The 21,217-nt window shown below is 39.9% G+C and carries 18 protein-coding genes and 1 tRNA gene; 2 read left to right on the top strand and 17 right to left on the bottom strand.

The genetic code is table 11. The features are described from left to right. Positions 1–38: 38 nt before the first annotated feature. From rplA to rpmG, 5 genes are all read right to left on the bottom strand, one after another. Positions 39–749, bottom strand: coding sequence for a 50S ribosomal protein L1 (gene rplA, locus EO118_RS00925; RefSeq protein WP_009353433.1), 711 nt, complete (start codon positions 747–749; stop codon positions 39–41). Positions 750–820: 71 nt separating this feature from the next. Then, positions 821–1,246 carry a 50S ribosomal protein L11 gene (gene rplK, locus EO118_RS00920; protein WP_127068183.1) on the bottom strand — a complete coding sequence of 142 codons (426 nt, stop codon included), beginning with the start codon at positions 1,244–1,246 and terminating at the stop codon, positions 821–823. Positions 1,247–1,351: 105 nt separating this feature from the next. Then, positions 1,352–1,888, bottom strand: coding sequence for a transcription termination/antitermination protein NusG (nusG, locus tag EO118_RS00915; RefSeq protein WP_127068181.1), 537 nt, complete (start codon positions 1,886–1,888; stop codon positions 1,352–1,354). A 12-nt stretch (positions 1,889–1,900) separates the two neighbouring features. Beyond that, on the bottom strand, positions 1,901–2,125 hold the full coding sequence (gene secE / locus EO118_RS00910; RefSeq protein ID WP_127068179.1) for a preprotein translocase subunit SecE: 225 nt from the start codon (positions 2,123–2,125) through the stop codon (positions 1,901–1,903). 35 nt (positions 2,126–2,160) lie between these two features. Continuing rightward, positions 2,161–2,310, bottom strand: a complete 150-nt coding sequence (gene rpmG, locus EO118_RS00905; RefSeq protein ID WP_062401675.1) for a 50S ribosomal protein L33 — start codon at positions 2,308–2,310, stop codon at positions 2,161–2,163. 240 nt (positions 2,311–2,550) lie between these two features. On the opposite strand from rpmG, the gene EO118_RS00900 reads away from it, so the two are divergent. Next, positions 2,551–2,626: transfer RNA gene (locus EO118_RS00900), tRNA-Lys, on the top strand. 376 nt (positions 2,627–3,002) lie between these two features. Here EO118_RS00900 and EO118_RS00895 read toward each other — a convergent pair. From EO118_RS00895 to thiT, 9 genes are all read right to left on the bottom strand, one after another. Beyond that, positions 3,003–4,304 carry a Na+/H+ antiporter family protein gene (locus EO118_RS00895; protein WP_127068177.1) on the bottom strand — a complete coding sequence of 434 codons (1,302 nt, stop codon included), beginning with the start codon at positions 4,302–4,304 and terminating at the stop codon, positions 3,003–3,005. A 22-nt stretch (positions 4,305–4,326) separates the two neighbouring features. Beyond that, positions 4,327–7,335, bottom strand: coding sequence for an AAA family ATPase (locus EO118_RS00890; protein ID WP_127068175.1), 3,009 nt, complete (start codon positions 7,333–7,335; stop codon positions 4,327–4,329). 30 nt (positions 7,336–7,365) lie between these two features. Then, on the bottom strand, positions 7,366–7,989 hold the full coding sequence (locus tag EO118_RS00885; RefSeq protein WP_240626889.1) for a cyclodeaminase/cyclohydrolase family protein: 624 nt from the start codon (positions 7,987–7,989) through the stop codon (positions 7,366–7,368). 5 nt (positions 7,990–7,994) lie between these two features. After that, positions 7,995–9,665 (bottom strand): formate--tetrahydrofolate ligase, encoded by a 1,671-nt coding sequence (locus tag EO118_RS00880; RefSeq protein ID WP_127068173.1) that lies wholly within the window; start codon positions 9,663–9,665, stop codon positions 7,995–7,997. A gap of 249 nt (positions 9,666–9,914) precedes the next feature. Then, positions 9,915–11,222, bottom strand: a complete 1,308-nt coding sequence (locus tag EO118_RS00875; protein WP_127068171.1) for a dicarboxylate/amino acid:cation symporter — start codon at positions 11,220–11,222, stop codon at positions 9,915–9,917. A gap of 774 nt (positions 11,223–11,996) precedes the next feature. Continuing rightward, a complete protein-coding gene (locus EO118_RS00870; RefSeq protein ID WP_127068169.1) occupies positions 11,997–13,310 on the bottom strand; it encodes a dicarboxylate/amino acid:cation symporter in 1,314 nt (437 codons plus the stop codon). A 194-nt stretch (positions 13,311–13,504) separates the two neighbouring features. After that, on the bottom strand, positions 13,505–14,743 hold the full coding sequence (locus EO118_RS00865; protein ID WP_127068167.1) for a molybdopterin molybdotransferase MoeA: 1,239 nt from the start codon (positions 14,741–14,743) through the stop codon (positions 13,505–13,507). Then, a complete protein-coding gene (gene mobB / locus EO118_RS00860) occupies positions 14,743–15,888 on the bottom strand; it encodes a molybdopterin-guanine dinucleotide biosynthesis protein B (RefSeq protein ID WP_127068165.1) in 1,146 nt (381 codons plus the stop codon). Before mobB ends, EO118_RS00865 begins: the two co-directional genes overlap by 1 nt. A 26-nt stretch (positions 15,889–15,914) precedes the next feature. Then, entirely contained in the window at positions 15,915–16,469 is a 555-nt protein-coding gene (gene thiT / locus EO118_RS00855; protein ID WP_127068163.1) for an energy-coupled thiamine transporter ThiT, read from the bottom strand. Between the two features lie 257 nt (positions 16,470–16,726). Between thiT and guaC the strand changes: the two genes are divergently transcribed. Further along, positions 16,727–17,713 carry a GMP reductase gene (guaC, locus tag EO118_RS00850; protein ID WP_127068161.1) on the top strand — a complete coding sequence of 329 codons (987 nt, stop codon included), beginning with the start codon at positions 16,727–16,729 and terminating at the stop codon, positions 17,711–17,713. Positions 17,714–17,924: 211 nt separating this feature from the next. Here guaC and EO118_RS00845 read toward each other — a convergent pair whose 3' ends face one another. From EO118_RS00845 to EO118_RS00835, 3 genes are all read right to left on the bottom strand, one after another. Continuing rightward, a complete protein-coding gene (locus EO118_RS00845; RefSeq protein WP_127068159.1) occupies positions 17,925–18,710 on the bottom strand; it encodes an enoyl-CoA hydratase in 786 nt (261 codons plus the stop codon). A 10-nt stretch (positions 18,711–18,720) separates the two neighbouring features. Further along, complete coding sequence (locus tag EO118_RS00840) at positions 18,721–19,401, bottom strand: PepSY domain-containing protein (protein ID WP_127068157.1); 681 nt, start codon at positions 19,399–19,401, stop codon at positions 18,721–18,723. A gap of 202 nt (positions 19,402–19,603) precedes the next feature. Then, positions 19,604–21,145 (bottom strand): nitrite/sulfite reductase, encoded by a 1,542-nt coding sequence (locus tag EO118_RS00835; RefSeq protein ID WP_127068155.1) that lies wholly within the window; start codon positions 21,143–21,145, stop codon positions 19,604–19,606. Positions 21,146–21,217: the final 72 nt, after the last annotated feature.

Below are 21,217 nucleotides of genomic sequence, written 5' to 3'. Positions count from 1 at the left end.
ATGATGCCAGCCGTCTACAGCTAAGAGAACATATATAATTATTGTTCCTTGCTAGTGCTTGTTAATTTAAACACGTTCATAGGAACGCCAGGACCCATAGTGGAGCTAAGTGTCACAGTTTTAATGTATTGACCTTTAGCTGCTGCAGGTTTAGCTTTAACAATAGTATCAACGATTGTACGGAAATTGTCAAGTAATTTCGCATCATCAAAAGATGCTTTACCGATAGGACAAGCAATGATACCAGCTTTGTCTGTACGGTATTCGATTTTACCTGCTTTAATTTCGCTAACAGCACGAGCTACGTCAGGTGTTACAGTACCAACTTTAGGGTTTGGCATTAAGCCTTTAGGACCTAAAATTTTACCTAAACGACCAACTTGGCCCATCATGTCAGGAGTAGCTACAACAACGTCGAAGTCGCTGAAACCACCTTGTACTTTTGCTACTAATTCTTCGGAACCAACGATATCTGCGCCAGCATCCTCAGCTTCTTTAATTTTGTCGCCTTTCGCAAATACGAGTACGCGTTGAGTTTTACCTGTACCATGTGGTAATACAACGGCACCACGAACTTGTTGATCAGCGTATTTAGGATCGACGTTCAAATTGAAAGCGATTTCGATTGTTTCGTCGAATTTTGCAGTGGCAGTTTTCTTAACTAATTCAATACCTTCTACTGGTTCGTAGAATTTATCTGCTTCGATAAGTTTTACTGCTTCAGCATATTTCTTACCTACTTTTGCCATTTTTATTCCTCCTTATGTGGTGTAACGGGATGTCCCTCCCACCGATATGTGAGTCACATACCGTACGCTAATTAATCAACGATTTCAATGCCCATGCTGCGTGCAGTACCTTCTACCATACGCATAGCTTGCTCAACAGTGTTAGCATTTAGGTCAGGCATTTTAAGTTCAGCGATTTCACGAACTTTATCGCGACCAACTTTAGCTACTTTATCACGGTTAGGTACTCCAGATCCTTTTGGGATGCCTGCTGCTTTTTTCAATAAAACTGCAGCTGGTGGAGTTTTTGTGATGAAAGTGAAGCTTCTATCTTCGTATACAGTAATAACAACTGGGATGATAAGACCAGCTTGTTGAGTTGTTCTTTCGTTAAATTCTTTAACGAAGCCCATGATGTTAACACCTGCTTGACCCAAAGCTGGACCAATCGGTGGCGCTGGACTCGCTTTACCAGCCTCGCACTGTAATTTCACAACTTTACTAACTTTTTTAGCCATGGTGATTACACCTCCTTGCGTCAAAATGTGGTGGTAACGGAGCGAAATTGCCCCTCCCACTGGCAACCTCCCGGCCGCCTAAAAAGGTTAGAGTTATATAATATATTAAAGAATCTTCTCAACTTGAGAATATTCTACCTCTACTGGGGTTTCACGATTAAACATTTCTACATTCAAACGTAGTTTTGCATGTTCGTGATTGATTTCAGTAATAACGCCTGTTCTATCTTCAAAGGCACCGGATGTAATTCGGACAGTTTCTCCTACTTCAACATCAAGAGTTTGTACTGGTTCTTGATCTAAACCTTGAGACTTCAAGATATAAGCTACTTCAGAATCAGATAGTGGCACTGGCTTTGTTACAGAACCAACAAATCCTGTAACACCTGGTGTATTACGCACCACGTACCAAGACTCGTCATTCACTTCCATTTCTACCAGCACATAGCCTGGAAAGACTTTGCGTTTTACTACTTTTTTTACTCCATCTTTTTCGTCGATTTCATCTTCCATTGGAATTAAGATGCGAGAAATCACATCTTCCATCCCCATAGCTTGAACTTTCAACTCTAAAGTGGTTTTTACTTTGTTTTCGTAGCCTGAGTAAGTATGTAAGACATACCACTTTTTATCTGTTCCCATCAAAAAGGCCTCCTACCTTACAGCACTCTTTAACAATTTAAAAAGTTCTGCAAACACTGTGTCAACGATACCGATAATAGCAGAAATAATAATTACCGCCACAAATACTGCAATCGTATAGTTCACAAGTTCTTTTTTCGTAGGCCAGACTACTTTCTTGAGCTCAGAGCGCACTTCACGAACGAATTTACCGTTACCATTTTGTTGTGCTTGAGCTTTTGAATTAGTTCCTGCCATGATATCACATCCTCACGTCAACAAATAATTAAAAATTATTTTGTTTCACGGTGTAACGTGTGTTTACCACAGAATTTACAGAATTTATTCATTTCAATACGATCTGGGTTGTTTTTTTTGTTTTTGTTTGTCTGATAGTTACGTTGCTTGCATTCAGTACAAGCCATAGTTACTGCGTTACGCATCAGTTTACACCTCTCTTTAAAGTGCCTAGACGGCTATTACTTCATAAACATACTAATATAGACTACCACAAGTGGAAGTCTATGTCAAATGCAATCTAAAAAAGCCAGGCAATTCCTGACTCCTCTATTATTACATAGAACCTATTAAATAGCAAGTAATTTCCTATGTGATTTCTAAATTTTTCGTTTACAAAATTGAATGATAGGACTATAATAAAACCATAGTTTAACTTATCTTATGGAACACTAGCTCAGCTGGCAGAGCATCTGACTCTTAATCAGAGGGTCCAGGGTTCGAACCCCTGGTGTTCCACCACGCTTAGAACCGTACAATCGTGCGGTTCTTTTGTTATGTAGCACAGTCTTAGTGTTTAGGGGGGGCTATTTATGTTTAAACACATCCTTTTTATCATTACCAATCTTATACGTGCCCTATACTATCTCTTTTATGCTATTGGATTGGGTTCGCTATGTATCATCGGCTTACTAATTTTACTTTTTATTGTCAGCTCCATTTTATATGCCATGTTTTTTTAACTATTATCTTTTATGATATATTTAGATACATCATATACACAGGGGTAAGATATTTCGACATCTGAGTTTTGGCAGATTTCCGTCGATACATTATAATAAAATGCCTCTGCAGAGTAAAAGGACTGCGACTCTACTTGAGTCACAGTCCTTTTGTATTATAACACTAGCGCGCCTACAACACCACCGATTAACAAAGTAATGTCATAGAATATAAACGTTGGTACGCAAGTATCCCATATATGATTATGTTGTCCATCTGCATTGAGTCCTGATGTAGGTCCTAATGTAGAATCCGATGCAGGTGACCCTGCATCACCTAGTGCCGCAGCGATACCGATTAGCAAAATAATAGCTGGCACAGAAAACCCTAAATGCAATCCCATAGGGATATATATGGAGGCAATAACAGGGATTGTACCAAAGGATGTACCAATACCCATAGTAATCAGTAGTCCTACAACGAGCATCACGATAGCCCCAACTAATTTGGAGTCAATAATAGATACTGTGGCTGCTACTAAATGTTCTACAGAGTTTGTTTCTCGTAATACATTCGCATAACCTGCAGCTATCAACATAACAAAGGCTATAGTCCCCATCATGCGAATACCGCCATCCACATCTTCATCCATTTTAGACCATTTGATAAGGCCAGTCGCAAAGAATACTGCCAGTCCAGCTAAAGCGCCTATCGGCAGAGATTTAAAATAGAGCTGCGCCACAAAGGCTACTGCTGCCCCCGCTAAGCCTTTCCAACAATCCGCCGTCATGCGAGATGCTTCATCGGCACTTTCTTCTTGTGCCACCGCAATATCTTCATACTCACGGTTTCGACTATAGTACACAATGGCAAGCAATAATCCTACCACCATTGATATACCACCGATCCACATGACAGAAGCTATATCTGAAATAGATACATTCACACCGTTGGCTACCATTTGATCTTTGATAATGGTCATAAACAGCAATCCAAAGCCAACTGGCAATGATACATAAGGTGCTTTTAGACCAAATGTTAAGGCGCATGCCACTGCTCTACGATCTAATTTCATACGATTCATAACCACTAATAGAGGTGGAATCAAAATAGGAATAAAAGCGATGTGCACAGGAATTAAATTTTGTGAAAAACAGGATACAAAGGCGATGAGCAAGGTAAATGCTACTTTTTTTGTACCTACAATATTGGTAATCTTCTTAGTCACAACTGTAGCTAGCCCAGATCGCCCAATGACAATGGCTAAGGCGCCCAATAAAATATAACTGAATGCGGTTTCCGAATTGCCACCCATACCACCGATTAAAGACTCAATCGTAGTGGTTACCGTCATGCCCCCTGCCAGACCTGCTACCAATGAAGCTACGATAACTGATAACAACACGTTAAATCGCAGCAAACACAGAATCGACATGGCGATGACTGATAAGACTATGGGGTTTAACACTATATCCATGTAGGATCTCCTTCTTTTGTACTTACTCGGCTTGGAGCAACTGTGTTAGGTACGTTCGTTCCCATACATCTCCATAGCCATCTAATTGTTGCAATGCTATTGTACCATAGGTAGCCAAACTTTCAGAAAACGCTTGGTCCACCTCTGCACTAGGATACTCAGTTTTGAGGAAACAAATAGCCCAATGCACGCGCCCAACTTCTTGTCCATGTTGCTCTACTACGCCATGAGATTGGGCAGATTCCAAATAGGACACAGCTGTATGTATATCCCCTTGAATTCGTGCTAACAACCCAAGGTACGCCTCAATAGTCGGTCTCCGTCGACTTATGGTATATTGCAAGCATAATTCATAGGACTTTTGAAAATACGTGGTCGCTAATTCATATTTCTGCAATGCAAAGGCAGTCATACCTGCATTGGTGGCAAATACAATCCATGAACTATATAACTCTGTTTTGTCGCAGTAGTCCAGTGCTTTTTGATACATCTCTAATGCTGTCTCTAGGCGAGACCGACTTTTTTCAATATCTCCCAAGTAGTTATACGCAGCCCCGATATTGATAGCATATCTGCGCGCTACCGTTTGGGTTACTGAAAATAATCGTATGGATTCTGTTAAGAGCGGAGCCGCTTGCTCTACTGCACCTTCCATAATGAATGCCAATGCTTTCAATCGCAGTATAACACCTATTTCTTTTTTGAAATGATACTGTTCTGCTAGGTCCAACGCCTTGGACGTGTATTGATGTATTTCAAGAACATGGCGCATTTGTAAGTGATAATAAATCATCTCTTTATAAGCTTTCAACTTATAATTTGATGCTTCTTGCTCTGTACTTTCTTCTAATAATTCTTGAAAGTATCGTAAGCCTCGTTCTTTATCACCAATACTCATATAGTATTTGCCTGCTCCATATAGGTAAGGTAATTCTAAAGCACGCACATCTGGCACGTCTCCATACAATGTGTACACATAGTCTAACTCGTCTTCTATTTCCTGTAAGGCTTTTCCCGTTACTTCTCCCATAAAGTACCCTGCATAGACAGAGGATAATTCTCCTACGCCAAGTTCTGGAGAGGCATCTTTATTAAAGTTTAAATAATGCATAAAAGACTTCAATTTATACATTAACGCTTTTTGGTATTGTCCCGCTTCACGGAAGTGAAATTCCAGTTGCTTATAGCGAATCATATCTTCCTTGGAGTGAGTCAATCGTTTTTCCCAGGCTTCCCCTAAATAGGCATGCAAAATTTGACGCCGGTCCATTGCCATTTGGTCCCGTAAATACTCTTTACACTTATATTGGCGCAAACTGTATTGCACTTCACCATGTTGTGTACGGTAATCAATGAATCCTTTTCTTTCCAATTCCTCTAAGGTTTGTAAAAGACGCAATTTATCCAAGCCCATATAGTATTCAATCATGCCCAATGGTGCTTCATTGTAGAATAAACTGATAAAATCCACCAATTTTCGTTCTTCTTCCGATAAAGTATCGCATTTCTTGCTATAGAGCAGTTCCATATCTTTGGTCAATCCATAAATGGAGCCATATTCTTTCCATAATTGCATACTTTCTATGAGCACCAACAGATTACCTCGACTGACTTCCACCAATTGATCCACTATATCTGTATCCCGTAACGTAGGCTCTCGGTCGAGAATAAAGGCTCGCATCCGTTCGTCTGACAATGGCAACAAGGAAACACTTTGCAATACTTTCTGTTGTTCTAAGCTTTGTAAGGTTCGTTGATGCATGCCTTTTACTTCCTCTACGTCAGTGACAATGATCATAAGACGTTCAGACCTATGATGTAACAGCAATAAACTCAATAAAGAAAAACTTAAGGAGTCCATCCATTGCACATCCTCAAAAATCAATGTAAAAGGAATTTCTTCCGACACCTGTTCTAGCAGATTTGATACTGCTTGGTACACTACATCAAAAGGCAATGCTTCCGTTACTTCTAAAAAGCCCAAGTCTCGAGCCATACGTCGATCTAACTGTGGAAAGATTTCATAAATACGCCGTAATTCGATGTTTTCCAGACCTTGTAATTCGATCTCTTCCAGTATCTTTCCTACAATAGGAATCCACGCATGCAATAGCAAGCCTTGTTCCTCTTCATAACATTGGCTTTCTAACACACATCGATAGGGTTCTACTTTATCTCGTATATATTCTACGAGACTTGTTTTACCGCTTCCTGTATCTCCTGTGATACGCAAGGCTAATGGGGTATCCTCAAAATAGTGCAAATACTTTTGTACCTCCCCTGCTTCCGCATCACGGCCTTTCAACATTGTATGTTCTACAAAAGATACTGCCTCTTGCTTTTGCACATTCGGTAAATGCATAGCTTCCCGAAGCGAATTAGGTACACTTTCATCTAAATCATCTGCATAAATACATTGTAGTTGATGGTATAATTGTTTTCCCATGGTCGTGAAACCTTGGCTCATGATCAGTTCCAAAATTGCACTAAACCGCTCTTCGTTATAGGGATCATAGGACAATAGGACCGGAATATATCGCTCAATGCAGGCGATATTTTTTTCCTCAATTCCTGTGTCTACTAGGTCATAAACCGCCTCCATATACATGGATTTTAATCGACTTCGTTCCCCTAAATACCAGTCCTCATAGGCCTCTGCATCTTTTACATAAAACCCTTGTAAAAATTCCCCTTTGTAAATATCTATATATTGTTTAGGATTCCTTTGAAATTGATGCACATCCACATAGATATGCGACGTGGGATTCCATTGTAATACAGCATTTCTCGGTGATACAAATACATCTGCCCCCAATAGCTTTTTTGCCTCATAAATGGCATTTCTTAAGTTTTTTCTGGCGTTGACCTCTGATTTTTCCGGCCACAATAAACCACTGATTTCATCTCGGAGGGCTACTCCTTTCACCACCATATAATAAATGAGCGCTTGCACTTTGCCATACGTAAAAAAGACATCTTGCCCATCTACTTGTATCCGTGGTGTCCCTAATAAATGAATTTCTATCCCCATATGATTTCCTTCATTCCATTATGATGCGTCTTATAACTTAGCAAGACCTAACAATCGTTGTTCCTCTGTATCTAACACAGATTCTATCTCTTCCATGCTGTGTGCCAATTGTTTTACAAACTCCGCATCCTGTATAGAGCCTAGATTGATTTTCACATTTAAAAAAGCACTCTTTACAGCGGCGTTTGCATTAATGACAGCAATCATTCCATCCGTAATAGCATTAGCATTTCCTTTTACAATGACTGTTTCCGCCAATGGTAATAAGGTATACGCCAATTTACCAATTTCATAAGGCACCAAGGCAGCTTGTTTCGTGGTCCGTTGTATTTCTGTTTTACGGAATGTTTTTTCTTCTTCTGTTTCTTTCGGCAGCTTGAAAGCTCCCATTAACTCCATAAAAGCAGCACTATCTTTATTGATAAAGTACACAAACTCTTCTTTCACTTGGCACATAGCTTCTTGAATGCTTTTCATTTCCTCGTGAACCGCTTCATACTTTGCATTCCCAATCGTTAAATTCGCTACCATTTCAATTAAAGCCGCTGCGGTAGCTCCATTAATAGCTGCCACACTACCGCCACCTGGTGCGGGCGCACTAGAACCAAGGTCCCGAATAAAGTCTAATACAGATGCATTATGTAATTCCATCATTCCTCCTAAAATAATCCTTTAATAGTCCCTTCTGCTGTGACATCCATGCCAAGAGCAGCTGGTTGTTTTGGTAGCCCAGGCATAACCATAATATTACTTGTTTGACACACAATGAATCCAGCTCCATTGGCAATCCGCACATCTTGTACAGTAATGGTGAAATCTGTAGGAGCTCCTAATAGCTCTGGATTATCACTTAAGGAGTATTGTGTTTTTGCCACACATACTGGTAAATCCGCCAGTCCCCAGCCTTCTAATTGCGCAATTTGCTTTTTCGCTGCACTGGTAAATTCTACACCATTGCCACCATAAATTTCTTTTACAATCGCCGTTAACTTATTAGGGATACTATCTTTCACATCGTATAAAGCAGTTGGCTTGATGTCTGTTCCTTCCAACATACCCATCACTTGTTTCGCCATATCAATACCGCCAGCGCCACCTTTTTCCCAGCATTCATTAAGGCTCACATCCACACCATAGTGATCGCACAATTGTAATAACGCATCGATTTCCGCTGGTGTATCTGTAGCAAATTTATTAATGCTCACTAATACTGGCAAGCCAAAGGCTCTCATATTGGCAATTTGTTTTCCTAGGTTCACAAATCCCCGTTCTAAAGCTTTTACATTTTCTTTGGTCAACTCTGATTTTGGCACGCCTCCATGCATTTTTAAAGCTCGAATAGTCGCTACGATGACCACCGCATCAGGGAAGATATCTCCATAATGACATTTAATATGTAAGAATTTCTCTGCCCCTAAATCAGCACCAAATCCTGCTTCTGTAATGACTACATCGCCTAATTTTAGTCCTAGCTTAGTAGCAATGATCGAATTACATCCATGAGCAATATTCGCAAATGGACCTCCATGAATCAATACTGGTGTATGCTCTAACGTTTGTACTAAGTTCGGTTTGATAGCGTCTTTCATAAGGAGTGCCATTGCCCCTTCACAACCCAATTGGTGGACAAACACAGGCTCTCCAGATAGGTTTGTACCAATGACAATACGACCAAATCGTGCTTTTAAATCTTCTAAATCACGAGCCAAGCATAGAATAGCCATAATTTCAGAGGCTACGGTAATCATAAAATGATCTTCCCGTGGTACACCACTCATAGGTCCACCCATGCCAATGACCACATTGCGCAAAGCACGATCATTCATATCTAATACACGTTTCCAACTAATACGACGTACGTCAATTTGTAGTGCATTACCTTGGAAAATATGATTGTCAATCATTGCTGACAATAAGTTATTAGCCGCCGTAATAGCATGCATATCTCCTGTAAAATGAAGGTTAATATCCTCCATTGGCACTACCTGCGCATAACCACCACCAGCAGCACCACCTTTAACGCCAAACACAGGGCCCAAGGATGGTTCACGCAACACGGCAATACTATTTACACCAATTTGTTGTAAAGCTTGTGTCAATCCAATCGTGGTGGTAGACTTGCCTTCCCCTGCTGGCGTAGGTGTGATGGCTGTGACTAGTACCAACTTACCATTGGGTGCATCTTGCAAACGTTCCATCGCATCAAAAGATACTTTTGCTTTATATTTTCCATATAATTCCAACTCATCTTCTGTTAGATTGCATCCTTTAGCAATCTCTACAATTGGTTTCATCTCAGCTTGTTGAGCAATTTCAATATCACTTAACATATGTCTCCCTCCTTATGTATCGTCATACACTTGCATGACTGTTACAACCTTACTACAATTCTTTATCTTTACAAACTGCCATACTTTTCACTAGTACTATAGTAAAGAAATAGTTTATTATGAACATCATACAACGAATTTACATATTTCGTCTATTAATAAATGCAAAAAACATATCTATAACAAGTTATAAAAACACCATATATACCTGTGAAAGATACATATGGTGTCTAGATATTTTATATTCTATTATGCATGCGTGTTCGCCATAGCTTCTAAGTGTTTTTGCTCTAATGCAGCTACTTCTTCATCTGTTAATGGATGTTCGATATGTCGGGTCAATGTTTCAGCAGACACTTCATGTTCCCAACGGCCTACGATAGCCGCTGCAATGCAGTTACCTAATAAGTTACATACGGTACGGCCCATATCTAACACACGGTCAATGCCTAAAATTAAAGCTAAGCCTTCCACCGGAAGTCCAAAAGCTGCGCTAGTAGCGGCTACTACAATCAAGGAACCTCCTGGTACACCTGCAATCCCTTTAGTGGATAACATCAAGGTAATCATCATTAAAATTTGTTGATCAATAGGGAATGGTACCCCATACACTTGTGCAATAAATACAACTGCTAATGCAGAATACAATGTGGAGCCATCTAAGTTAAATGTATATCCTAAAGGAAGCACAAAACTTACAATGTGATTGGGAATCCCCATCTTTTTCAATTTTTCCATAGCAATTGGTAAAGCGGCTTCCGATGCAGCGGTTGTAAACGCTAGGATAGTAGGCTCTTTCAGTGCGAAGAATAATTTAAATAAGTTCACTTTTGTTAAAGCCGATGCAATGCCCAGTACGATAGTAAGGAACACAATTAGCCCTGCATATAAAGTAAATACTAATTTTAATAATGGAATCAGCATTTCAATCCCAAAGGCACCTACTGTATACGCAATGGCACCAAAAATACCGATAGGGGAAATATACATGACATAATGAGTTACCCTAAACATGATGTGGGCTATACTTTTTGATAAGTCTACAATTTGTTTTCCCTCTTTACCCAAACTTGCTGCTGCAATAGCAAACATACAGCTAAAGAAGATAATTTGTAACATATCTCCACGAGCCATGGCGTCAATAATATTTGTTGGAATAATATTCACTAACATTTGCACATGGTCCATTTGACCTTTGGAGGCTGCTTTGTTAACGATATCTGTAGCGCCACCACTCGCCGTCAAATTCACACCCACTCCTGGTTCTACTACATTCACGGCAAACAGCGCAATAAATAGTGCCAACGTAGTAGCTAATTCAAACCATAGGATCGCTTTTCCCCCAAGGCGGCCTAATTTTTTAAAATCCCCTGTGCCAGCGATACCCATGACTAGGGAGCTAAAAATTAAAGGTACTACGATCATTTTAATCATGCGAATAAATACATCACCTAAAGGTTTTAATTGTTTCGCAAAATCTGGTGCCACTGCACCTACCAACACACCAGCCAAGAGGCCGATGCCTATCCACCCGGACAGTCCAATTTTCTTTAACATAGTATAGAATCTCCTTTTTACATACCAATACTTGCTCAGGTTATATAAAAAGAGGCGATGGTGTACAAGTACAGAATGTCTCTTTCAAAACCTATCCTAAAATTCTATAGAAAGTATTATAACAAATCCTTTACAGAGATACAATAGTACAATTAGTGTACACAAAAAATATACAAATCTTTTTTCAAGAAATTTTTAATAAAAAGTTTTATATTTTGACATTCTTTTGACGTTTCTAGTTTATACTACACATAAAGAGTAGCAACACTATGATACTCTCTTTCTTGTGAAGTGATGTACGTATATTATAAACTCCTCAACTCCTTTTATAGGGCCTCATAATATATGTATACGACATAACCAACTACCTCTACCATGCTACCTCTATGGTATGTCGTGTATAGATAGACATCCTTCATTCACATCTTTAGGTCTTCTCCTCTACTCTTCCCTACAGATGACCTAAAGAACTCTATCAACAAATACCATGAACATCTCAAAGATGGTCATGGTATTTTTTCTTGTCTGGCTTACTTTTTTTATTCCACCGTTCCCAGAACCTTTCTACCGCCCTATTTCCTTATACGCAACTATATAGTCTACTATCACAATATATCAAAAGGGCCTGTAACAAAATGTACATATTTACATTTACCTATAAAATATAAAAAATAGAGGAAAGTTGATACTTTTTGATCAACTTTCCTCTGTTTTATTTGGCTCTATTTTGTTACAGCCCCTTATGTACTATTTCAATGCTATCAGTAAAACTAATTATGCCTGTTGTTTACCAACATGTTCAAAACTAGCTTGTTCTAATGCCTCGACTTCTTCGTCAGTCAACGGATGTTCCATTAACTCTGTTAAGCGTTCCGCAGATACTTCGTTTTCCCAACGACCTACAATGGCTGCTGCTAGACAGTTACCAGATAAGTTACATACCGTACGAGCCATATCTAGGATACGGTCTACACCAAGAATTAAGGCTAAGCCTTCTACTGGCAAGCCAAAGGCTGCTGCTGTTCCGGCAATAACGATCAAGGATGCCCCCGGTACTGCGGCAATCCCTTTGGTAGACAACATCAATGTTAATACCATCAACAATTGTTGTTCAATAGGGAATGGTATCCCGTACACTTGGGAGATAAACACCACTGCTAGAGAAGAATACAATGTGGATCCATCCAAGTTAAATGTGTATCCCAACGGTAACACAAAACTTACCACTTGGTTTGGAATGCCTACTTTTTTTAATTTTTCCATCGCAATTGGCAACGCAGCTTCAGAAGCCGCTGTAGAGAATGCTAACACGATTGGCTCTTTCAACACTTTACCAAGTTTGAATAAATTAACTTTCGTAAAGAAAGAACCGATTGCAATTACAATAATTAAGAAGAATGCCAAACCACCATATAATGTAAACACAAGTTTCAACAATGGTACTAGCATACCTAATCCGAAGTTACCTACTGTGTACGCAATGGCACCGAAGATACCGATAGGAGACACATACATTACATAGTGTGTCACTTTGAACATGATGTGTGCTAAATCTTTGGAAAGTTCAACAATTTGTTTTCCTTCTTTACCAATACTTGCTGCAGCAATGGCAAACATACAGCTAAAGAAGATAATTTGCAACATATCACCACGAGCCATGGCATCTACGATATTCGTTGGAATGATGTTTACCAACATTTGGATATGATCCATCTCGCCTTTTGCAGCCGCTTTATTGGCAATATCTACCGCATTACCAGTAGCTGTTAAGTTCACTCCTACGCCTGGTTCAAATACGTTAACTACAAATAAACCTACAAATAATGCAATCGTAGTGGCAATTTCAAACCATAAAATGGCTTTGCCCCCTAAGCGACCTAATTTCTTAAAGTCACCGGTACCAGCGATACCCATTACAAGGGAACTAAAAATCAACGGTACTACGATCATTTTAATCATACGAATAAATACATCACCTAATGGTTTCAATTGTTTTGCAAAATCTGGTGCTACTGAACCTACTAGTACGCCCGCTAATAGGCCAATGACAATCCAACCAGATAAGCCAAGTCTTTTTAGTACTGCCATAGAATCTCCTTTTTCTTAATACTACCCTTTAAAAGACCATACAAAAAGAGGCACAGGGTACGTGTACGATGTGTCTCTTTGCAGACCTTACTTATAAAATTCTATAGAATTATTATATCAAATTATTTCTATTTTCACAAGATTACTTCTTATAAAACAGAGTTTTTATTCATATTTTTGTTTCTTTATTCTGTTTATCGACTAAAAGGGAATACTTTCACTATAGAACCCCGCTCTAATCGTTCGCTATTACTAGGAATCTTGATCAATCCATTTGCCACTGATAAAGCTTGTAAACCACCTGAGGTCATTCCTAAATTAGGATACGCCCAGCAAGATCCTTCTTCATACTGAATATGCCCTTGATAATAGCGATCTAATGGATGCTTTCTATCTACAACTTCACCTAGGTGGCAATCTATCCAACGACGCATCACCGTCCGTCCAGATAAGCGTTCCAACACAGGCAACACCAATAAATAAAACTGATTCATTGCTGCTGTAGGATTTCCAGATAAGCCCATACACCATGTATGATGTCCTCTAGCTGTAATAATACCTCCAAAAGAAGCTGCTCCTGGACGCATCTGTAAACGTCGATACAATGTATTAGCGCCTAAACGTTCATACAATTCCGGCATCGTATCATAGTCACCTACAGATACACCGCCAGTGCTAACAATCATATCTACCGGTCCCAGTGTGTCTAGCATATGTTGTACAGTGGCAATATTACCCTTTACCGTACCTGGCGCATCTGACAAATGGGCTACTCCCATCACATCAACGCCTAATGCATATAAGGTACCTTCTAGTAAATACCGATTGGAATTATAAATATGCCCTACTCGCAGTGTCTCAGTTGGATCTTGTACTTCACGACCTGTGGTGAGCACAATCACTCTTGGTTTTCGGTACACAGAGACTTCACTATATCCCTGCCCTGCTAAGGTCCCTACTTGTTCTGCTTCCAACACAGTACCAGCAGGCAATAATTCCTGACCAACTTGTATATCTTCCCCTGCGAGGATAATATGTTGACCCACTTCGATTCGACTAGGTACTGTCACTTCTGTTTCATTACTCCAAGTTAGCGCTTCTTTTACTACCACTGTATCTGCCGTATCTGGTACCATGGCACCCGTCATAATGTGGATTCCTTCACCGGGCTCTAATTGACCTTGAAACACTTCCCCTGCACCAATCGTCTCTAACATACGATATGATCTTGTGTCTGCAGTATAACGAATAGCAATTCCATCCATGGCCGATCGCCTAAAAGGGGGATAATCCATCTTAGCTAGCGCCGTTGCCCCTAATACTCTGCCATAGGCTTGTCCAATAGGAACAGACTCTATGTCGAGGGTATACGCACTATCTGTAAAAGGAGCTTCTAATCGTTGCAAGCCTTCTTCTACTGTTACTACTTGCATTATAACAACTCCTTCAATATCCAATCTGCTAAACGTTCCATATCTTCCTCACTGAAATTGAACTGTTCGCAAATCGTATTTCCTTCTAATGTGTCTTCTATATCTGTCACTACTGCTACAATCTCTTCTAACTGCGGCAGTCTCGTTTCATTATGGTTTGCACGGACTACTTCAATGATCGGCGCCACTCCATGGCTGCGGCTTTCTAAGAGCACCAAATCCACAGGCATTTCATTGGCCAACCGAATCAATTGTTGTTGACGTTGCATACTTTCACCATGGACCATCATTGCATATCCATTGGGTCCCGCTATGGCCACTGCCTTCGCCCCTGATTGACTGGCTTTCCACGTATCAGTGCCTTCCTTATCCATGGAAAATCCATGACCATCACTTTTCACCATGCCCACCACAATACCTCGCTCTGAAAGCGCCTTAATCAAAGCTGTAGCCACTGTAGTTTTCCCCGATTTAGATTGGCTTGCACTAATGGTCACAATCGGCACAGACCGTTCACGATTGGCAGATTTAGCTTTTGCTAATTTATAAGATAATCGAGTATTTACATTACTATATAACTCTGCTTCTTCACTCATATCCATTTCCATATAGGGAATCTTGTCCAAAATTCCATGCATAGATACATCTTCACTGTCCAAGGCTTCTTGAATCGTGTCTAGTACGGACCGTTTATAAATGGCTGCTAACGGCTCGTACTCTTGCAAACCTACATAAGGAACCATGGCTAATAATTCTCCTTGGAAAAATGTATCGATGTGCACTTCCCAAGATGGCAACCAGTGAAAGGAAAACCACGGCATATCTGCAGATACCACAATATAGGCTTCTCTAGTTCCTACTGAAAGAGCCGACTGCAATCCACTTAAAGGGCCTTTCATAGCAATCGTATCTGGCACTAATTGAATATCTCGACCAAAGGAACGAGCTTCTTCAATAATATGTGCCTCTGACTCTTCTAATTCTCGATTGATGGAGACTAAAATTTCTCCACATTCTGTAAGGACCGCCTTGCGGAGCATTTCCCCTAATAAAGTTGTGCTACCCCAAGGCAATCTCGTCTTATCTGTTCCCATGCGAGTGCTAAGTCCACCCGCTAATATAATAATTCCTAATTCAGAAATCATACATATCTCCTGTCCTAGATGTTTTCTTATTTATGAGTGGGTGCCACACGACCTAATCCACGCATCACTGGCACATATAACAACGCCAATACCACTAAATTAATGACCATGTCTGGCAACATATATGTTGCATTATACGTTAGGGAGTAAATCCAAGGGCTTGTTCCCTCTGGCGCATAGGATCCAAACACCACCACACCACTAATAGCAGACATAGCAAAGCGAGTTAAGATTGCATAGACAGCCCCAAAGAAGGCTTTCCCAGTACCAGAACCGCCGAAGAAACCGGCAATACCGATGGCACCATAGGCTAAGATATAGTCTAATACAACACTCATATAATGAATAGAGAATTTAAATCCCAATAGGAAATGAACAATTCCATAGGCAATACCAGTTAGGATGCCCGCACGGCCACCCCAACGATAGGCATAAATTAACAATGGCACCAAGTTAGCTGCTTTCACAGCGCCACCTTGTGGCATTTGATAGATGACATACATACTTAAAATTTGAGCCATAGCAATGACTAGACCGCCTTCTACTAACATTTTTGTTTTGCTTGAACTTGTATAACTCATATCTATCTCCTTTTCACACTATGATACATTGAAATACATTATCAAATTACTTTTATTTATTTCTTACATTGTATCACTTTTAATCTATTTTTATCTATATATTTTTTCACAAAACACGGCATTCCCCTAGTACAAATTAGCATATCAAAGATGACTAAGTATATCCGCCCCCTTGTTGCCAAGATAGGAGGTCTTATGTATAATAGATAAGGATTATGTCGTAATCCTTATTCTGTCTATTTAGGGGGCAACAAATAATGATCAATACTACAAACATTTTCGATTATGAAGACGTGCAATTGATACCGAACAAGTGTATCGTATCTAGCCGTAGCGAATGTGACACAACTGTGAAACTGGGAAATCGTACATTCCGTTTACCAATTGTGCCAGCTAACATGCAAACTATCATCGATGAAAAGTTAGCCAAAGAATTAGCTGCTAAAAACTACTTCTATATCATGCACCGCTTCCAACCTGAAAAACGTTTGGATTTTGTAAAAGACATGCATGAGGCAGGTTTATTTGCATCTATTTCCATCGGTGTTAAACCAGAGGAATTTGCATTCGTAAACGAATTAAAAGAAGCAAATCTATGCCCAGAATATATTACTATCGATATTGCTCACGGTCATTCCAACAGCGTTATCGATATGATTCAACACATTAAACGTGAACTTCCTGAAAGTTTCGTTATCGCTGGTAACGTAGGTACACCAGAGGCAGTTCGTGAACTAGAAAATGCTGGAGCTGATGCTACCAAAGTAGGTATCGGACCTGGTAAAGTGTGTATTACAAAATTAAAAACTGGTTTTGGTACTGGCGGCTGGCAATTATCTGCTGTTCGTTGGTGTGCCAAAGCAGCTACAAAACCTATCATCGCTGACGGCGGTATCCGCGACCACGGTGACATTGCCAAATCCATCCGTTTCGGCGCTTCCTTTGTTATGATTGGCTCTTTATTCGCTGGTCATATCGAATCCCCAGGTAAAGAAGTAACTATCGATGGCGTTACATATAAAGAATACTTCGGTAGCGCTTCCGAGCACCAAAAAGGGGAACGCAAAAACGTAGAAGGTAAAAAAATTACGATCCAATCTAAAGGCAGTATCTTCGATACATTGACTGAAATGGAACAAGATTTACAATCTTCTATCTCCTACGCTGGTGGTACTACACTACAAGCTATCAAAAAAGTTGACTACGTTATCGTTAAAAACTCCATTTTTAACGGCGACCGTTAATCACATATATGCGAGGACTCTTCTCTAGAAGAGTCCTTTTTTTATCCCCAGCACCGGTTAATATCTTTTCGCCCTTACCCTTTAAATATTACCCTCTGACTACAGATACTACCCTATCTTCTGGTATCTTATCCCTACCGCAAGAAGAATGCAATCCTCATAAAAATAAAATGTTGAGAACACCCTCTACTGGTATCCTCAACATTTTTTCTTATTTAAATTTTGGTCGTCTTCCTTCTGCAAAGGCACGCACACCTTCGCGGAAGTCTTCTGTGGCCCCTAAGGAGTTTTGAATCTTCACTTCTAATTCTGCATATTCTTCAAAATTAGTGAAGAAGCTAGCCCACATCATTTGCTTCATAGCACGGAAGGAGTGAACAGGACCTTTTGCCAAGCGTTGCACCAAGCGATTTGTAGTACGCTCTAGAATCTCTGGTTCGCACACCTTATAGACGAAGCCATATTCCTTACCTTTTTCAGCGGTTACCGCTTCCCCTGTCATAGCCAGTTGCATAGCACGATTAATACCTACCGCGCGGCTTAACAAGTACATACCACCAGCATCTGGAGCTAAGCCTATATTCACAAAGGCTTGAATAAAACGACTATTCGTAGATGCCACGCACATATCCGCTGCCAACACCATGTTGAAAGCCGCCCCTGCTACGGCACCATCGGTGCACATCACGACAGGTTTTGGTAGCTGTTTCATAGCTAAAGAAATTTGCATCACCAAATGAGTAATTTCAAATAAAGATTCTGTATCATCTTCCTCTACAGCGCGTTTCATTTCTGTTAAGTCTCCACCTACAGAAAAGACTTTGCCTTCTGCTTTGAACACCAACACACGAGCCTCGTCCGTTTCTTTTACTATGCGAATCGCATCAAGAATTTCTTCACACATCGGCACATTAAAGCCATTCTGCACTTCTGGACGATTAAATGTGATGGTTGCCACATTACTTTCAATGGTAAATATAATATTATTATATGTCATACGTCACCTATTATAATGTTTTTGTAGGATCTGCCTCATTGTCTTCTGGCTCTTGTTGCAATGTAAATGGCTTACCTACCCCATCATTACGCAAACGATCTGCTTTGATTTTTGCCCAATCAATTGGCGCACCTTTTTCAAGTGCTTTCCCAGTGACAGCATCTACTTTCACACTATATTCTTTTTCATCTGTATCTTGGGTACGAACAATGTACACCACTTCATTATTTTCCGCTTTAATTTCCCATCCTCTAGTGAAAGAGCCTTCTCCCACCAAACCACGAGCTGCTACTTCTGCTTCTTTTGGAGAAATTACTTTCAATGGATTAAACACTTTGGATGCTACATCTTTTGCTTTGCTAGAACGGAATTCACGTACTACCTTACCGGTAATTACATCCACGTCGATAGTAATTTTTTGTTTTGGTGTGTAACCTACCACCACGTACTGATAATTACCTTTGGATGGGTCTAATGTAATAGAGCTAACAGCTGCTTTGACATAACGGCCCACAAAGATACCTGCTACTTCACGCATGGATAATACCATGGATTGACCGGGTTGGCGCACCACTACTGTTTTATCATTTAAATTAGAATATTCATTGATTTCAGCATGTGCTTGTGGGGCTACTGCAAAAGTTGTAGCAAATGCCATAGCACCTACTAATGCTAATGTACTTTTTTTCATTGGGCTCTCCTATATATACTTCTATGAACAAAACTTACATGACTATACTCCATGAAGCTTGCATTCTCAATCTTGAGATATCTCTTTCATTATACCGTATCTATCGTAATTCTTCAATACAATACAGCTCCTATATCAACCGATACTCACGAGGCGAAAAGTAAAAAACGCCCTTACCTAAGTAAGAACGTTTTTATATATATTATAAATATTTTGCCAATATAGATTGTAATCCCTCTGGATGCGCCGCATTCCAAGTATCATAATCTTGACCAGCCGTTTCAAGTGTTTTCACTAGATCAATAAAGAATTTAGGGATATCCTCCACAGTAATCACGCCTAACTCATCAGACATACGTTGTCCTTCTACTTCGCCATTACCATTTATGAACACTTTGAAAGCTGGTTGAGGCTTTTTATCCACCACTTTTGTAAATCCATGGAAACCTAGTTTACCTACTTGGTGAGTACCACAGGAAGATGGGCAACCAGATACATGTAATTGTGGCAAGCGATCTGTAGATAAACCAGCGCCTTCAACTGCTTCTTTGATTACTTTCACAAGTCCAGAAGAATCTTGGAAGCCGATTTGACAAATCGTAGCACCTACACAAGATACAGTATGCTCAAATTGATTTTTTGCATGAGTATCACTAATAATGGCTGCCACAGCATCTGCTTCTTCGCCGGTTAAGTTCACAATATATACAGATTCATCACCGCAGATACGGATTTCAGTTTCTTCTAAGCCACCTACATAATCAAATAATTTTACAAATACCTCAATAGGTGGCGTGCCTACTAGTGGTTTATATTGAATGTAATACAAACCTTTTTGTTTTTGAGGTTCTGCTAAAGATGTAGTTGGCGTAGTAGTACCTACTTTTTTCACTGTATATGGCTCTACGGACAATGTTAAGTCATGAGCCGCTTTCGATTTTGCTAAATATTCATGGTATGCTTTACGGAATTCTTCTTCCCCTAAGCGTTGCGCAATAAAGCGAGAACGTGCTTTACCACGATTCTTAAAGTCACCTAATTCATGATACAAATGTAACATACCTTCTACGTGGTGCAATACTTCATTAGGATTAATATCTTCATCTACTAAGAATCCAAATGCAGAACCACCGCCGATACCGCCACCAGCGTAGACATCGAACTTGCCATTTTCTTTTGCCAAAAATCCTAAGTCTTTATAGTTCGCATGACCTTCATTGTCGACTACAGAAAAACCGATTTTATATTTACGAGGTAATGCTAATGTACCAATCAAAGATACAGCATATTCACTGACCGCCTGTAAGTACGGCGTCACAGCAAATGGTTCAGCTGGATGTACACCATGCAATGGGCTAGCTGTTACATTACGTAAGTTATCTCCACCAGTACCACGGTTATAGATATCATGTTCAAAACATTCTTTGTACAATTCTAAAATTTGCTCACCTTGCAATTTATGGAATTGAATACATTGACCTGTTGTGAAATGTACATATTTTAAATCATATTTTTTCACCGCATTCACTAAGAATTTCATTTGGTATGGAAGAATGCGAGATCCCAAGAAACGCAAACGCAACATCGCGCTTTCATGTCCGCGTTCAGCATAACTGCCGAATCCTCCACCAATGCCTTTGAAATCTTTTGGGGCGATTTCCTTCTTAAAGAAACCTTCAATCCCTGCTTGAAACTTTTCGAACTCCCCTGCAAATCGTTGTCGTACTTCTTCTGAAATAGCCATTATACTTTCTCCTCTCCTGAGCACTCGCTCAATAGAAACCTCTCCTAGTAAGTATAACAGATATTAAAACTG

The sequence above is a fragment of the Veillonella sp. 3891 genome (genome assembly GCF_003992315.1).
Lineage (GTDB): Bacteria > Bacillota > Negativicutes > Veillonellales > Veillonellaceae > F0422.
Note: the sequence above shows the minus strand (reverse complement) of the source record. Positions and strands in the feature narration are given on the sequence as shown.

Bases quoted from the DNA above. Each gene is read 5' to 3' on its own strand.
- rplA (WP_009353433.1), bottom strand. From the start codon at position 749: ATGGCAAAAGTAGGTAAGAAATATGCTGAAGCAGTAAAACTTATCGAA.
- rplK (WP_127068183.1), bottom strand. From the start codon at position 1,246: ATGGCTAAAAAAGTTAGTAAAGTTGTGAAATTACAGTGCGAGGCTGGT.
- nusG (WP_127068181.1), bottom strand. From the start codon at position 1,888: ATGGGAACAGATAAAAAGTGGTATGTCTTACATACTTACTCAGGCTAC.
- secE (WP_127068179.1), bottom strand. From the start codon at position 2,125: ATGGCAGGAACTAATTCAAAAGCTCAAGCACAACAAAATGGTAACGGT.
- rpmG (WP_062401675.1), bottom strand. From the start codon at position 2,310: ATGCGTAACGCAGTAACTATGGCTTGTACTGAATGCAAGCAACGTAAC.
- EO118_RS00895 (WP_127068177.1), bottom strand. From the start codon at position 4,304: ATGGATATAGTGTTAAACCCCATAGTCTTATCAGTCATCGCCATGTCG.
- EO118_RS00890 (WP_127068175.1), bottom strand. From the start codon at position 7,335: ATGGGGATAGAAATTCATTTATTAGGGACACCACGGATACAAGTAGAT.
- EO118_RS00885 (WP_240626889.1), bottom strand. From the start codon at position 7,989: ATGATGGAATTACATAATGCATCTGTATTAGACTTTATTCGGGACCTT.
- EO118_RS00880 (WP_127068173.1), bottom strand. From the start codon at position 9,665: ATGTTAAGTGATATTGAAATTGCTCAACAAGCTGAGATGAAACCAATT.
- EO118_RS00875 (WP_127068171.1), bottom strand. From the start codon at position 11,222: ATGTTAAAGAAAATTGGACTGTCCGGGTGGATAGGCATCGGCCTCTTG.
- EO118_RS00870 (WP_127068169.1), bottom strand. From the start codon at position 13,310: ATGGCAGTACTAAAAAGACTTGGCTTATCTGGTTGGATTGTCATTGGC.
- EO118_RS00865 (WP_127068167.1), bottom strand. From the start codon at position 14,743: ATGCAAGTAGTAACAGTAGAAGAAGGCTTGCAACGATTAGAAGCTCCT.
- mobB (WP_127068165.1), bottom strand. From the start codon at position 15,888: ATGATTTCTGAATTAGGAATTATTATATTAGCGGGTGGACTTAGCACT.
- thiT (WP_127068163.1), bottom strand. From the start codon at position 16,469: ATGAGTTATACAAGTTCAAGCAAAACAAAAATGTTAGTAGAAGGCGGT.
- guaC (WP_127068161.1), top strand. From the start codon at position 16,727: ATGATCAATACTACAAACATTTTCGATTATGAAGACGTGCAATTGATA.
- EO118_RS00845 (WP_127068159.1), bottom strand. From the start codon at position 18,710: ATGACATATAATAATATTATATTTACCATTGAAAGTAATGTGGCAACC.
- EO118_RS00840 (WP_127068157.1), bottom strand. From the start codon at position 19,401: ATGAAAAAAAGTACATTAGCATTAGTAGGTGCTATGGCATTTGCTACA.
- EO118_RS00835 (WP_127068155.1), bottom strand. From the start codon at position 21,145: ATGGCTATTTCAGAAGAAGTACGACAACGATTTGCAGGGGAGTTCGAA.